We start from the raw sequence: 12164 nt of genomic DNA, 5'->3' as shown, positions 1-12164 counted from the left end.
CCAGTTTATCTTTCTCGATCAGCGCAAGCTTTTCATTGTCGAGGTAAAGACTCCATTCGTTTGGGTGACGGCTCCCACGTATTCGAGAAACGCAAGGTGATTTAAAGATCCTTTGCCGAAAGGTTGAGCCGTTCGGCAATTTCTGGGCGGGTGGCGGATTCCTGTGTAAGCAGGCCGATGATCCGCAGGCGGTCTGGGTTGGAGATTGCTTTTATATAATCAAGCATTTCGGGGTTTGTATTCATTTCTTCTTCCGTAAATCTAATTTGATGATTATCGAAATGAATTTTATGCAGGAGTCCAGCTTGTGTCAAGAGGATTATGAGTCTGTGCTGCGGGGTTTCGATTGGCATTGCGCTGAGCGAGTTAGTAAAATATACTCATTCATATCCTTAAAGAAAAGAGATGTCACTTTGGAAAATAAACAACTTTACTTAAAGAGCAGTATTTTCGGCGCCGGCTTGGGATTTTTGGGCGGGGTGATCCTTGGGGCTGCAACAGGCGCCATAAGCGCAAGTTTGGATGGGATTCCGGTTTGGCGCAATTGCCGGAGCGATCCTTGGTTCGTTGACCGGTGCATTGACCGGCGCTCTTACCGTCCGCACGGCGGGGCGAACCGGCGGTGTGAGCATTGGCGCCTATACGGGAATGTTATTTGGCGCGGTATTTGGCGGCCTGCTGGAATTTTGTATCCCTGATTCTTTTCGCGCGAGTGTGGCTTCCTTTGATGTACTGCTGCTTGATGTGCTAACGCAGGGAAGATTTGAAACCGCTGTACTCTTGAGTTTTTGCTTTCGTGTATTGCCACCATGGTGGGGGCGTGGGTCAGCGGGCGGAATCTTGAGGCGCGAGATTTTACAAAAAAATCCTAGAAACCCACACTTACGAAAAATGTAACCTGTTGTAGGGATTAATGTTCCTGCTCTTTGTGTCATATTAGTGATACAAAGAGCAGCTTGTATTTAATTTATCGAGGAGATATACAATGACTTCCATTCAAGAATTAATTCCCGTATTACAGATCGCCATCGGACCTGTGATCTTGATCTCAGGCGTTGGCTTGCTTTTATTGAGTATGACCAATCGTCTGTCGCGGGTGATCGAGCGGGCCCGGACTCTGCTTGCTGTGTCTGAAACAGTTTCGGGGCGCGTCCAGAAGCGTGTTCTTGCCCAGATCGATATCCTGTGGGTGCAGGCACGTTTGATCCGCTTGTCCATTTTGATGGCGTCCACAAGTTTGTTGTGCGCGGCTTGTTTGATCATCGCCCTGTTTATTACGGCTTTGTTCAAACTGGAGGATGCCTGGCTGATCAGCGCTCTGTTTGTGGCCTGTCTGCTTTCGTTGATCGGATCATTGCTGGCTTTTATAACGGATATTAATCGTTCGCTTACTGCGTTCAAGGTTGAATTGTATGATCGTTAATAAATACTTGCAAAAATAAGCTCGCTATTTCCAGCGGATGTTGAAAACATCCTTATTGCCATCCGGCTATGCTATACTCTCGTGAAATTATTCATCTCTTTGATAAGGCAAAAACTTTATGGACAAAACCATTATTGAAATCCCAACTGAATTATTACAGGCCGCAAAATTGACTCCTCAGGAGGCAAAGAAGGAACTTGCGATCCGCCTTTATCAACGGCATAGACTGAATGAAGAACAGGCCGGGGAACTGGCTGAAGATTCAAGGTGATTGAAGCGTTGGCCTGGAATTTATCAGGAAACGGGGCCTTGTAAATCTTGATGAGTTTTTGTCCTGGGCTTCTCATGATTTGAAGACTCCGCTTAATGCCATTATTGGGTTTACCAAGATTGTGATCAAAGGCATGGACGGGCCGATCAATGAGATGCAAAAAACGGACCTGACCACCGCTTTCAACGGCAGCCAGCGGATGTTGATTCTGCTCAATAATCTGGTGGAAATGGCACATTTGAATAACGGAGATATCACTCTTCTGCAAGAAAATAAAATCGCTGGCCTGATCAAAAGATGACCCAGGCAATGGGTGATAAAGAATCCCGGGCTGCCCCTGACGCCCAATATTCTGATCGCTACTCCCGAATTGCCAGCGTGGATGAAATCCGCCTGCGGCAGGTGGTCTCCAATTTGTTGACCTATGCCGCTGTCCGCGTGACGGAAGGGGCGATGTCGCTTTCGGCCAAAGATGATGATCGCAAGAGTTCAAGATTAATATTCAAAGCGCCGGGAAGAAAGCACGTGATAAATCTGAAATGGATTCTGCGATGCTGGGGTTTATCTGTTCGGCGTTGATCAAATTACACGGCGGTCAAATGGACGAGCCGCAGGAAACCGAAGACGGATTGTTATTAAGTTTTTCACTGCCAAGAAAGGCGTGATAAACAAACACAATGCCCCTCATCACATGAGGGGCGTTGTTTTGTTAAACAGTGTATGTTATTGCAGTTTGTATCCCCGGGCTTCGAGGAATATCGTTTGCAATCCTGTGGATCAAAATGTTGACCAGCCTGTTCCTGAATGTAACGATAAACCTCTTCTCGCGGCCACGCAGCGCGGTAGGGACGGTCGGATGTGAGTGCGTCGAAGACATCCACTACGCTGAATAAGCGGGCGGAAAGCGGGATATTCTTCACCTTTGAGTCCGCGCGGGTAGCCGCTGCCATCCCATTTTTCATGATGACAGTAGGAAATTTCCAGCGCATTTTTAAATATGAAATTGGGAAAGCATTTGATGCGCGTATGTAGGTGCATTCGCATGATCTCCCATTCGCTTTGTGTAAGCGGACTGTTTTTGAGCAGGATCGGATCAGGGACTCCCATTTTTCCCGATATCATGGAGCAGCGAGCCACGCCAGAGGTTCTGTTTTTCCGTATCGTCCATTCCCATTTTTCGGCCAATTCCAAAGCCATTTTTGTGACGCGTTGCGTGTGACCTTCTGTTTCCCGGTCGCGCAGGTCGAGCTGGTGACCAGCCTTCGATGGTGGCGTCGTAGGCGAGTTTGAGTTCGGCGTTGGAGCGTTGTAAATTTTCAAGCAGGGATGCGCTTTCAATTGCGATGGCGGCTTGTGTGGCGAGGGTTTCAAAGTAGTTGATCCACTCGGGGTCGGGATCAAATGCGCTCCGATGGAAAAGTTCAAGCACGCCTTTAATTTGTCCCTTGACCACCAGCGGTGGCACAGGTGTGCGGTAAATGTTTCATCAGCCAACAGCGAGGAGCGGCTGAAAATACCAGGTGCCAGTTTCAGGTCGGGGGCGGATACGGTTCGATATTCCAGGGCGACTGTTCCTGCGCATCCTTCCCCAATTTTGACGTGTGTGTTCAATGTTGCGGGTTTTGAATCCAATTCCGGCGGCGTAATCGAGCGTGTGCGGATGGACGATTCAATAGAGGATACCGGCAGCATCATTTCAAGTTCGTTCTTTACGTTGTTGAGGATCACATTCAATGTGACATTTGAGTCGGATTGCTGCTGATGGCAAGATCGATCTGATGCAGGGCGATCAGATGATGCAGCTGCATCTCAGTTTGTTCATGGAGGATGATGCGGTGGATCGCATTGGCGGCGATATCGGCATTAGCGGCCAGCAGACGCAGGTCTGGTCTGCCAGATCGATCTTGCGGGCGATCCATAATGCGCCGATGGCACGTTCCTGTGCATCAGGGGGACAGATGCAGGGCAGTGGGGACTTTCACCGAGCAGGTCAGGCGGGTAAAGAGGTGTCGCTTTCTGCGCTGTTATTTAAGTAGGGCTTTTGATTTGTGATCACCCAGTTGCGCACGCCCTGCCCCGGCGGAATGTGCAGGCCGGCCATTCTTTCTGGCAACAATGCGCGTCCCATTTCGTTAATGAAAACCGCCGGTCTGCGGATTGGGCAGCACCAGCATGACCCCATCTGCTTTGAAGAGTTCCACCAATTGATCGAGAATCACATTTAGAATTTCAGCTCCTGGTAACTGCCTGACGCAAGGCCGCACTAACTGTGAGGATGGCTTTCTGTTCGCGTTCATATTTTTGCGTTCTGTAATGTCCCGCGCAATGATCTGAATGGACTGTCGTCCTGATATTGAAACGGGACAGCCGCCACTCCACATCAACAGATGTGCCATCCAGCCTGAGAAAATTTTTCCTCTACAAACGGGACCGGCATATTGTTGTCAGCATATCGTGGATGCGCTTTTGAGCGAGCAGACGTGAATCTGGATGTATGAAATCCTGGTGGGTCTGCCGAGTATTTCCGCTTCACTTTTTGCGCCCATCAGTTGCACATTGGCTGGATTGGTAAAGACGACCAATCCCTGGCTGTGAATACCGATCGCATCAGGGAGAGTTCCACGAGACGACGATAGCGCTCTTCGCTTTCCTGCAGATCACGATAGGCCAACAGACTGGTGAGTGCATCACTCAGTCGTCTGCTGATTTCCCAGAAAGAGTCTTTCCTCCTCCTGATTCCAGATGCGTGGACGGGAACATTGATGTAAGCCAAACGACCAGGGTTTGCCGATCTTTGGATAAAAAGCCATGGTAATTATAGATTGAACGTTGGATCCTTTTTCCATTTCCAGTGGAACCGGGTATTCCTCACCCGCTCCAAATTTTACCGGTCCATCTGTATTTCTTAAAGATGCGATATATATTGGCACCGGCCGGTTCCATTGGAAGTTCGATGCCCAGCGGAAGCACGCCGGGATATTCAGGCCGGGTGCGTTCCATCGGCACCTGCCATGTCGCAGTCTCCGGGTCACATGGATAGGCCAGCCATGCGCGGTCGCACTCAAAGATCGAAAGCAGGACATCCAGAACATCGCTCATCGTTTGCTGAAGATCGTTCGTTGCCTGAATAGCGCGGTTGACGCGGTCCATGTTTTTCAGGAAGCGCAGATAAGCCCGGCGTTCTTCCTCGGCGCGTTTTTTCTCGGTGATATCGCGGATGATGCCCCGGTAGGATGAGATCGTGCCCGTTTCATCCTTGACGGCTGTGAGAGAACAATGGGTGATCATGGTCTCCCGGTTCTTTCTTTTGACCTCCACCTCATATTCTGCACTGTTACCACTATTGACCAGCTTGAGGATGCGCTGCCGGTCTTCCGGGCGGGCGTAAACATCTGTTGCGAGATTAAGAGACTGCATCTCTTCCATTGAGTCATAACCGAACATCTCAACCCCTTTTCGATTCATGTCGAGGATCTTCCCTGAAGGGGTTGTGATGAAAAGCCCGTCAAAGGATTCTTGATAGAGAGTGCGGTATTTCTCTTCGCTTTTTTGCAGCGCCTCTTCCCAAATTTTTTTCAGTAACATCATGTCAGAGATGCGATGCAAAGCCCGCCTCTGTTTTGACCGGGAAAACGGTCTGCTGAAGATAATGCTTTTCCCTGTTCTGTTGAGCGTTGATCTCCACTTCCATCGGCTGCGTAAACATGGGAGACTCGCCGGTCTTTAAAGCCTCAAGAATGGCTGATTTAAGATATTCACGGCGTTGAGGTGTTTTCCGCTCAGCGGCCGTGAGTTCCGACACAATATCCCAGAACGGTTTCCCGATCACATCTTTGCGCGCGAGGCCGGTCATTTTCTCATAGGCTTGATTCCACTCGATCACGCTGCCCTGTTCATCAACCAGTATGATTCCTTCCGCTGATTGTTCGATCACAGCGCGGAATTTTTCCTCGCTTTCATGCAGCGCCTGCCCGGCCTGTTTACGCTCTGTAAACAGGCGCAGACGATCGAGCGCGGCCGCCACGTGACTTGCCAGCGCTTTGAGATAATCGCTCTCCATGGCCGTCGGCGGACGCACGCCCTCATCACCAAAACTCCCGGTGCCGATCGTTCCCAAATGTCTGCCCAACTTCGTTATCAATCACTGCTTTTTCCTGAGGTCCGCTGGCAAGCAGCGCCTTGAAATATTGCCTGTCTTCGGTCAACAGATAAACCCATAGATTTTGATACCCAATAATGTCCTGCACTTCTTCGCGTGCAGCTTGCAGTACTTCGCCGTAGGTTTGCGCGCGTTCAAGATTTCTGGAGAGTTGAAGCAATGACTGTGAATGTCTCTCGCGTTCGTGTAATGTCTCTTCGACCTGCTTGCGCTCGGTCAGATCAATAAAGGTGATCAGATGTTTTTTGCCGATGGATGAAAGACGGAACTCAACATAACGGCGTGTGCCGTCCTTGCAAACAACACTTGCCTCCATGGCTTCAACCCGGCCATGGGATCGTTCGACCTTTGCCTTCCAGCGTGCTTTGATCTCCTCCCTATATGTTTCATCGGGATAGGCCAGCGGCCACCAACTTGCCACATTCGGCATGTCTTCTGTTGTGTAGCCGAACAACTCGGTAAATCTGTTATTAATCGATTCAACGCGCTCGTCAACCCCCGAAGAGACAACAATTGCCACGGGCAGTGCTTCGATCATTTGCCTGACCTGATGTTCGCTTTCCCATAATTGTTGATGGGGCGCCCTCTTCCCTAAGGGATTGTTCTGATTTGGCCTGCGCATGAAAACCTCCGAACGAAATATACATCTCAAATCCTTTCAATTTGGGAATACAACTTATTGTGACATAATTATTGTTGATTTACCACTGACGTTTATACCTAAAACACCGACACTAATTGCAGTCTTCCGCGATGATACAATTTTGGGGATGGAAGGAAGACCCCGCATCAAGCGGACCTCAAGCCCGAGTGCTGCTCTCAATCCTTTTCAGCGCTGACGGAGTTTCCCGGTCTATTTTGCGAACCCGAAAAATTTACAGGAGCCTGCATGGATAAAACTTTTATCAAAGACCTGCTTGTGCGCGGCATTATTGGAATTCGAGATTGGGAGCGAGTTCACGCCGCAGGATATTCTGATCAACGTAACTGTTTTCAGTGACATCACCCGCGCCGCGCAGACCGATGACATTGCCTACTGTGTGGATTACAGCGCGCTGGCGAAGAAAATTCAGTCTCATGCCGAGACCGCCTCAAGTCTAACAGTGGAAGCGCTGGCCAATGATCTTGCAGAAATTTGTTTGCAGGAAAACGGCGTGACGAAAACGATTGTCCGCGTGGAGAAGCCTGGGGCGGTGCGCTTCGCCAGATCGGTGGGCGTGGAGATCGAACGCAGCCGCGCAGACTGAAAAACTATCAGCTTGAAAAAATTCTTTTGTTTTTCCGGGCAGGCATCGGGTTGGATGGGATGCGTGGTTTACATCCAGTACTGATTGATGATTGCCATTCATTTCTTTTTGTCTTATCATGTTACTAGTGTTAAGGAGAAAGAACCATGTCACATAAAATTTTTGTTCAAGTCTCTGTCTTGTTTCTGTTCGCTCTTTCCCTGTTGTCGGCTCCGCTCGTTGTGCAGGCTGGCGGCGTGTGCGGCGGGGCGTACACGGTGGGGCAGGGCGAGACCCTCGCGTCGATCGCCGCGACCTGCGGTACCACTGTCGCTGCGATCATGGCTGCCAACCCCGGCATCAGTTCGACAGTTTCTGTCGGCCAGGTGTTGACCGTGCCCGGAAGCAATTATGGAACTTCGGTTACGCCTGCGCCAGTTACGCCAGTGCCTGCTACACCCGTGCCTGCCACGCCCGTGCCGGCGGTGGTTAATAATTATTACAACACATACAATTACTATAATTCGCCCGTCAGTTATGGCGGTACTTATACGGTGCAGGTCGGTGATACGTTTTCTGCGATCGCCGCTCGATATGGGGTGAGTGTGAATGAGTTATGGGCACTCAACCCGTATATTCAAAATATCAATTTGCTGTATGTGGGACAGGTCATTTATATCCCCACATCCGGCGGGACTTATCCCTATTATCCGCGTATGGCAAGGTTCCGTATGGCAGCCCGGTCGGGAAAGTTAAATTAATTGCCCAACACCAGTTCCGATATTTATGTTTCATTGCAAGGCACCACCAGAGACGGCATTAACGTCATTCATGAATATCCGGTCAACGATTCGATGACGGTTAAGATCCCTGCCTGGCTGGTACACCTACGTGGCCTGGGTGGGCGGAATGAAATTCACCGGCCAATTTAATCTCGGTGATGGTTCAGATCATTCGATTATTTTCTACGATAACAAGGTGGTTGTGCAAAAGTTGAGGTGATAATTAACGCAAGTTGCCACCCATAAAAATTCTACCGCAGAGACGCGAGGACACAGAAAAAGCCATTAAAACTCCGCGAAATCTGTGGCAAAGGTCTTGGATTTCTTGGCATGGTGACAACCTTGAGTTAATTAATAAAACACGTCCGCGAGTCTTGTGGACGTGTTTTATTATGTGTCATGTGATTGCGGGTAAAATGTGTTTTATGAATACTCCTTCCAAAACCTCCCGTTTTATTTTGTATGCTGTAAAGGCGTTTTCGATCTTCTTTACGCTGCTGTTCGTGCTGATCAATTCGTGCCGATCACAGACCAAGCGAACGGGAGCGGGTGGTGCTCGCCATACCTTGGAGCACCCGTCGGGCTGGGACATTCCGCCTTCGACATGCGCCTGCACGGATTCCCTACCCGTTTGTGACGGTGATTACTGAAAATGTTTTGAAGCGCGTGAAACCCGTTACGAATGGTCACCGATCGGCATCGGCGTGGAAAGTTTACTCCTGGCGCTACTGACGTATCCCTTGGGCGGGGAGATTGAAGAAGCAAAGAGCAATTTCCACCCAAATAATTCAAATTGACACAGCAAAAAACGCCGCGAGAAAATTTTGTCCGCGGACGTGTTGGTGATCAAACCATTGATCCCCCAGTGCTTTTGCTTGTTCAATAAAGTATTTTTTAGTTCGTCCCATGATAAACCTATAAACATGGCTGGTTGAATGTCCCGTTCTCCATTCTCAAAGCACCTGCTTTCAATTGCCATGATGGCAAAATCACGTAGTTGGGGATATTTCTTCCTGCCGGCTTCGAGCAAATCAACAAGTGGAATGTGTTGGGAGATCACGTAAACGTCATAGAAATCTTTTCGACTTCCCCGCCCGATCAGCGCATCCAATTTCATTAATCCAATATCCAATGGCGCAGCAAAGCTGATATTCTCAACTGATTGAGCGGGCTGCAATAATTTGTACCCATAACTGAAAAAACCAACGTGAATGTTGTGAACAAGCATCAGCAGGTTGCCGTCTACATTTTCAATGACTTGACCGTTTTGGTTTTCAAATGCTTTTATGATCTCGTATCGTGTTCTTTCGTGAACCTCATCTTTTTCCGAGAAAAATCAAGATCAATGGAAGGCGGTGCCCCATTTGCAAAGCAAGAGCCGTTCCTCCCGCCAGATAAAAGCGATTTGAAAATTCCTGCTGACCTATGAAGGTCAATAGAGATTTGATCTCTGGGGTAACTGTTTCCCAATGTGGTGATTTCAATATGCCCATGAGGTTTTCTTCTTTATAGGTTGAGGAGTAATGTCAAACAGCACACACCAAAGGTTGTATCTTCTCCTGGATAGTAAACGTGCACCATCTTGTTTCACCAATGGATAAGTCTTTCTTTGCCATATGTTTTAAAAAACCAGCGGACTTCGCTTCTATCCCCGTACGCCAGAATACGCCCGATCACCAACACTGTGCTGATCTGCCTTTAGCATGGAAAAGTTGTATTCCTGAAAAAACGGAGCCGTGGATAAAGGGATTTGCGCAGTCATTTTCAATTATAAACCAACTACATACAGTTTGTTTTCTTATTGCAAACTATTGAGAGTAAAATATACTCCAATGACTCCAATAACCCTTGCCATTTGGAGAAAAAGCAACACGTTACGAAGTAGAAAAGAAACATCTTAACCATGATTTTACGGATTACAGGATGACCACGATTAGAAATCCTGTAATCCAAAACACCCAATCATGGACATCAAGCAAATCAGGAAAATCACGGTTAAGACAAAGAGGTTCCCATGCCAAAAGACGAAGCCTATTACGAAGCCGAACAAAAAATCCAACACGCCCTGCAATCGGGCGCAACGGAACTTGACCTCAGTCGCATGAAGTTAACCGAATTGCCAGAATCACTGGGACAACTCACGCAGTTGACAGAACTGGATCTCTCCAGCAACCAACTGACCTCACTGCCACACTCGCTGGGACAACTCACCCAGTTGACAGAACTGAATCTCTCCAACAACCAACTGACCACCCTGCCAGACTCGCTGGGACAACTTACGCAGTTGACAGAACTGGATCTCTCCAGCAACCAACTCACAACGCTGCCAGAATCGCTGGGACAACTCACGCAGTTGACAGAACTGAATCTCTCCGACAACCAACTGACGATACTGCCAGACTCGCTGGGACAACTCACGCAGTTGACAGAACTGGATCTCTCCAACAACAAACTGACCACCCTACCAGGTCGATGGGACAACTCCCGGAGTACAAACTAATCTCCAAAGGTTTTGGCAGATCATTGGACCCACTCCCATAAATGGCCTAACACCAGTAATCGTTGGATTGAATTATCTTTCAGAAAATTGATTAAAAGAAAGTTCCACAATTGGATAAATAAATTTCAGAACTTATACTTGGACTAAGTAAATGAAACTTCATCATACCAGATTGGATTGGAATTTAAAAGTTTGATATCACGGAAACTATGGATTGGCGAATCAACAAACTGAAATAATTTATTTTCTAACAACTTTCCGACTTCCCTCGCTCATACTTGAAAATTTGAAAGAACTCAACCTCGACAGACAACCCCCTCAACCCTGCGCCTGCAAAGCGCATACGACGCTGGTCTGGACGAAGTCAAGGCATACCTCCGCAGTCTCGAACAAAATGCCGAACCGCTCTACGAAGCCAAACTGGTGCTGGTCGGCGAAGGCAACGTCGGCAAGACCACGCTGCTCAAAGCGCTCAAAGGACCGCGGACCACGGACGATGGACCGCGGCAGAACGAACCGACGACGCATGGGGTGGAGATTGATATTCATGGGTTGAAGTTGCCCCACCCAGAGAAAGACGGCGTCGAGATCCAACTCAACGCCTGGGATTTTGGCGGGCAGGATGTCTACCGCGTCACGCACCAGTTCTTCTTCAGCCGCCGTTCGCTCTACCTGCTGGTCTGGGAGCCGCGCCGCGCGTCCAGCAATGTCAGGTGGAAGATTGGCTGAACATGATCCGCCTGCGGGTGGGGATGAAGCGCGTGTCATCATCGTTTCCACGTACAGCAAATCAGGCGAACACATTGCACGCATTGACAAACCCGTTTTCAAGCAGCAATACGGCGAGATGATCGTTGGCTTTCATGAAGTGGATAGCCTCACTCTCGATGAATCCACAGGTGAAATGGTCGGCATCGCCGAGTTGAAAAAAGTCATCGCCGCAGAAGCTGCCAAACTGGAACATGTGGGTATGCCATTCAATCTTAATTGGAAGGCCGCCCGTGATGAATTGATCGCCCGTGATGAACCTCATATTTCTTACGGAACATTTGCAGAAACCTGTGCCCGCCATAACTTGAGTGAGATCGATACGACAACATTGGCGAGAATAATGCACGATCTCGGCTACATCGTGCATTACGGCGACGACGAAAAACTGCGCGACGACGTAGTTCTCAAACCAGAATGGTTAACCAAGGCCATTGGCTTTGTGCTCGAAGACCGCGCCACGGTCAAGAGCGGAAGGCATCCTGCCCGATAAACATTTGTATGAAGTCTGGCACGATCATCAATTTAAAGACGAACCACGCTACACGTCCGATCTTTATCCCTTCTTTCTGCGCTTGATGGAAAAATACGATGTTTCCTATCGTTTACCCGAAGAGCGCAAAGCAAGTCTTGTGGCTCAACATGTGCCCAGGTACGACCCGAACTGCCGTGGCAACCGGAAAAGAAACGCCTCAAGACTAACGCCGCATCGCCATGGTCTGCGCGATGGAAGAAGACCCGCCCGGCTTGGTTCCGTGGATGATCGTCCGCACGCATGATTATTCAGTAGAACAAGGGAAGCATCACCTGCATTGGCAAAAGGGCATGTTCCTCGATCACAGGTCACATGGTCAAGCCATGTTTGAAAAACGCGCGCGTGAATTTCATGTTTATACACAAGGATTGGCCTGAATATTTCATGAACGTCTCCAGCACACGCTGGAAAAACTCATCACGATAACTGGCCTGGCATGAAAGACCGTTATCGTTTTACAGTTCCTTGCCCGCAAAAGGGTTGAAGATCAGCCCTGGAAG

Annotated in this window: 24 protein-coding genes; 12 read left to right on the top strand and 12 right to left on the bottom strand. The window is 48.9% G+C overall.

The genetic code is table 11. The features are described from left to right. Positions 1-101: 101 nt before the first annotated feature. Positions 102-245: a hypothetical protein gene (locus IPL71_RS21320; protein ID WP_345325133.1), complete on the bottom strand. Its 144-nt coding sequence runs from the start codon at positions 243-245 to the stop codon at positions 102-104. 277 nt (positions 246-522) lie between these two features. Here IPL71_RS21320 and IPL71_RS21315 point away from each other — a divergent pair, with 277 nt between their 5' ends. The 5 genes from IPL71_RS21315 (at position 523) to IPL71_RS21295 (ending at position 2273) form a co-directional block, all read left to right on the top strand. Beyond that, the gene (locus IPL71_RS21315) at positions 523-897 is read left to right on the top strand and encodes a hypothetical protein (RefSeq protein WP_345325131.1); all 375 of its coding nucleotides are present in this window, start codon (positions 523-525) and stop codon (positions 895-897) included. Positions 898-985: 88 nt separating this feature from the next. Then, a complete protein-coding gene (locus tag IPL71_RS21310; RefSeq protein ID WP_345325129.1) occupies positions 986-1423 on the top strand; it encodes a DUF2721 domain-containing protein in 438 nt (145 codons plus the stop codon). A gap of 118 nt (positions 1424-1541) precedes the next feature. Continuing rightward, complete coding sequence (locus tag IPL71_RS21305; RefSeq protein ID WP_345325127.1) at positions 1542-1694, top strand: UPF0175 family protein; 153 nt, start codon at positions 1542-1544, stop codon at positions 1692-1694. A 58-nt stretch (positions 1695-1752) separates the two neighbouring features. After that, a complete protein-coding gene (locus IPL71_RS21300; RefSeq protein WP_345325126.1) occupies positions 1753-1995 on the top strand; it encodes a histidine kinase dimerization/phospho-acceptor domain-containing protein in 243 nt (80 codons plus the stop codon). A gap of 8 nt (positions 1996-2003) precedes the next feature. Further along, positions 2004-2273 carry a hypothetical protein gene (locus tag IPL71_RS21295; RefSeq protein ID WP_345325124.1) on the top strand — a complete coding sequence of 90 codons (270 nt, stop codon included), beginning with the start codon at positions 2004-2006 and terminating at the stop codon, positions 2271-2273. Positions 2274-2338: 65 nt separating this feature from the next. Here the strand turns inward: IPL71_RS21295 and IPL71_RS21290 are convergent, their stop codons facing one another. The 9 genes from IPL71_RS21290 to IPL71_RS21250 form a co-directional block, all read right to left on the bottom strand. Beyond that, the gene (locus IPL71_RS21290; protein WP_345325122.1) at positions 2339-2575 is read right to left on the bottom strand and encodes a hypothetical protein; all 237 of its coding nucleotides are present in this window, start codon (positions 2573-2575) and stop codon (positions 2339-2341) included. Further along, positions 2472-2891 (bottom strand): HD-GYP domain-containing protein, encoded by a 420-nt coding sequence (locus IPL71_RS21285; protein WP_345325242.1) that lies wholly within the window; start codon positions 2889-2891, stop codon positions 2472-2474. Before IPL71_RS21285 ends, IPL71_RS21290 begins: the two co-directional genes overlap by 104 nt. Continuing rightward, complete coding sequence (locus IPL71_RS21280; protein ID WP_345325246.1) at positions 2788-3159, bottom strand: hypothetical protein; 372 nt, start codon at positions 3157-3159, stop codon at positions 2788-2790. The genes IPL71_RS21285 and IPL71_RS21280 overlap by 104 nt, the downstream gene beginning before the upstream one ends. A gap of 265 nt (positions 3160-3424) precedes the next feature. Then, complete coding sequence (locus tag IPL71_RS21275) at positions 3425-3613, bottom strand: hypothetical protein (RefSeq protein ID WP_345325120.1); 189 nt, start codon at positions 3611-3613, stop codon at positions 3425-3427. A 71-nt stretch (positions 3614-3684) separates the two neighbouring features. Then, on the bottom strand, positions 3685-3822 hold the full coding sequence (locus IPL71_RS21270; protein WP_345325118.1) for a hypothetical protein: 138 nt from the start codon (positions 3820-3822) through the stop codon (positions 3685-3687). A gap of 4 nt (positions 3823-3826) precedes the next feature. Continuing rightward, positions 3827-4090, bottom strand: a complete 264-nt coding sequence (locus tag IPL71_RS21265; RefSeq protein ID WP_345325116.1) for a hypothetical protein — start codon at positions 4088-4090, stop codon at positions 3827-3829. Positions 4091-4562: 472 nt separating this feature from the next. Continuing rightward, the gene (locus tag IPL71_RS21260; RefSeq protein WP_345325114.1) at positions 4563-5300 is read right to left on the bottom strand and encodes a PAS domain-containing protein; all 738 of its coding nucleotides are present in this window, start codon (positions 5298-5300) and stop codon (positions 4563-4565) included. Continuing rightward, a complete protein-coding gene (locus tag IPL71_RS21255) occupies positions 5284-5772 on the bottom strand; it encodes a PAS domain S-box protein (RefSeq protein WP_345325113.1) in 489 nt (162 codons plus the stop codon). The genes IPL71_RS21260 and IPL71_RS21255 overlap by 17 nt, the downstream gene beginning before the upstream one ends. Positions 5773-5779: 7 nt before the next feature. Then, positions 5780-6475 (bottom strand): PAS domain-containing protein, encoded by a 696-nt coding sequence (locus IPL71_RS21250; protein WP_345325111.1) that lies wholly within the window; start codon positions 6473-6475, stop codon positions 5780-5782. 310 nt (positions 6476-6785) lie between these two features. Between IPL71_RS21250 and IPL71_RS21245 the strand changes: the two genes are divergently transcribed. From IPL71_RS21245 to IPL71_RS21235, 3 genes are all read left to right on the top strand, one after another. Next, positions 6786-7100, top strand: a complete 315-nt coding sequence (locus IPL71_RS21245) for a dihydroneopterin aldolase (protein ID WP_345325110.1) — start codon at positions 6786-6788, stop codon at positions 7098-7100. A gap of 146 nt (positions 7101-7246) precedes the next feature. After that, complete coding sequence (locus IPL71_RS21240; RefSeq protein WP_345325108.1) at positions 7247-7840, top strand: LysM peptidoglycan-binding domain-containing protein; 594 nt, start codon at positions 7247-7249, stop codon at positions 7838-7840. After that, positions 7841-8011: a hypothetical protein gene (locus tag IPL71_RS21235; RefSeq protein ID WP_345325107.1), complete on the top strand. Its 171-nt coding sequence runs from the start codon at positions 7841-7843 to the stop codon at positions 8009-8011. Positions 8012-8537: 526 nt separating this feature from the next. Here the strand turns inward: IPL71_RS21235 and IPL71_RS21230 are convergent. Further along, entirely contained in the window at positions 8538-9089 is a 552-nt protein-coding gene (locus tag IPL71_RS21230) for a nucleotidyl transferase AbiEii/AbiGii toxin family protein (RefSeq protein WP_345325105.1), read from the bottom strand. A 359-nt stretch (positions 9090-9448) separates the two neighbouring features. Continuing rightward, a complete protein-coding gene (locus IPL71_RS26215; RefSeq protein ID WP_514130835.1) occupies positions 9449-9538 on the bottom strand; it encodes a hypothetical protein in 90 nt (29 codons plus the stop codon). 337 nt (positions 9539-9875) lie between these two features. Here IPL71_RS26215 and IPL71_RS21225 point away from each other — a divergent pair, with 337 nt between their 5' ends. The 4 genes from IPL71_RS21225 to IPL71_RS21210 all read left to right on the top strand — a co-directional run bounded on the left by IPL71_RS21225 (position 9876) and on the right by IPL71_RS21210 (position 12041). Further along, the gene (locus IPL71_RS21225) at positions 9876-10361 is read left to right on the top strand and encodes a leucine-rich repeat domain-containing protein (RefSeq protein ID WP_345325103.1); all 486 of its coding nucleotides are present in this window, start codon (positions 9876-9878) and stop codon (positions 10359-10361) included. A gap of 324 nt (positions 10362-10685) precedes the next feature. Then, the gene (locus IPL71_RS21220; RefSeq protein ID WP_345325241.1) at positions 10686-11090 is read left to right on the top strand and encodes an ADP-ribosylation factor-like protein; all 405 of its coding nucleotides are present in this window, start codon (positions 10686-10688) and stop codon (positions 11088-11090) included. Then, positions 11083-11622, top strand: a complete 540-nt coding sequence (locus IPL71_RS21215) for a COR domain-containing protein (RefSeq protein ID WP_345325101.1) — start codon at positions 11083-11085, stop codon at positions 11620-11622. The genes IPL71_RS21220 and IPL71_RS21215 overlap by 8 nt, the downstream gene beginning before the upstream one ends. Before the next feature lie 221 nt (positions 11623-11843). Then, positions 11844-12041 carry a hypothetical protein gene (locus IPL71_RS21210; RefSeq protein ID WP_514130834.1) on the top strand — a complete coding sequence of 66 codons (198 nt, stop codon included), beginning with the start codon at positions 11844-11846 and terminating at the stop codon, positions 12039-12041. The last annotated feature ends 123 nt before the right edge of the window (positions 12042-12164 follow it).

Origin of the sequence: Candidatus Villigracilis proximus (assembly GCF_016717045.1) — a bacterium.
Classification (GTDB): domain Bacteria; phylum Chloroflexota; class Anaerolineae; order Anaerolineales; family Villigracilaceae; genus Villigracilis; species Villigracilis proximus.
The sequence above is the reverse complement of the archived record's forward strand: the minus strand, read 5'-3'. Positions and strand labels throughout refer to the sequence as shown.

What these genes read in the sequence shown, in the direction of transcription:
- IPL71_RS21310 (WP_345325129.1), top strand. Translation starts at nt 986, where the DNA reads ATGACTTCCATTCAAGAATTAATTCCCGTATTACAGATCGCCATCGGA.
- IPL71_RS21250 (WP_345325111.1), bottom strand. Translation starts at nt 6,475, where the DNA reads ATGCGCAGGCCAAATCAGAACAATCCCTTAGGGAAGAGGGCGCCCCAT.
- IPL71_RS21230 (WP_345325105.1), bottom strand. Translation starts at nt 9,089, where the DNA reads ATGCTTGTTCACAACATTCACGTTGGTTTTTTCAGTTATGGGTACAAA.
- IPL71_RS21210 (WP_514130834.1), top strand. Translation starts at nt 11,844, where the DNA reads ATGGTCTGCGCGATGGAAGAAGACCCGCCCGGCTTGGTTCCGTGGATG.
- IPL71_RS21320 (WP_345325133.1), bottom strand. Translation starts at nt 245, where the DNA reads ATGAATACAAACCCCGAAATGCTTGATTATATAAAAGCAATCTCCAAC.
- IPL71_RS21295 (WP_345325124.1), top strand. Translation starts at nt 2,004, where the DNA reads ATGGGTGATAAAGAATCCCGGGCTGCCCCTGACGCCCAATATTCTGAT.
- IPL71_RS21305 (WP_345325127.1), top strand. Translation starts at nt 1,542, where the DNA reads ATGGACAAAACCATTATTGAAATCCCAACTGAATTATTACAGGCCGCA.
- IPL71_RS21240 (WP_345325108.1), top strand. Translation starts at nt 7,247, where the DNA reads ATGTCACATAAAATTTTTGTTCAAGTCTCTGTCTTGTTTCTGTTCGCT.
- IPL71_RS21315 (WP_345325131.1), top strand. Translation starts at nt 523, where the DNA reads ATGGGATTCCGGTTTGGCGCAATTGCCGGAGCGATCCTTGGTTCGTTG.
- IPL71_RS21265 (WP_345325116.1), bottom strand. Translation starts at nt 4,090, where the DNA reads ATGGCACATCTGTTGATGTGGAGTGGCGGCTGTCCCGTTTCAATATCA.
- IPL71_RS21225 (WP_345325103.1), top strand. Translation starts at nt 9,876, where the DNA reads ATGCCAAAAGACGAAGCCTATTACGAAGCCGAACAAAAAATCCAACAC.
- IPL71_RS21270 (WP_345325118.1), bottom strand. Translation starts at nt 3,822, where the DNA reads ATGGGACGCGCATTGTTGCCAGAAAGAATGGCCGGCCTGCACATTCCG.
- IPL71_RS21285 (WP_345325242.1), bottom strand. Translation starts at nt 2,891, where the DNA reads ATGGCTTTGGAATTGGCCGAAAAATGGGAATGGACGATACGGAAAAAC.
- IPL71_RS21275 (WP_345325120.1), bottom strand. Translation starts at nt 3,613, where the DNA reads ATGGATCGCCCGCAAGATCGATCTGGCAGACCAGACCTGCGTCTGCTG.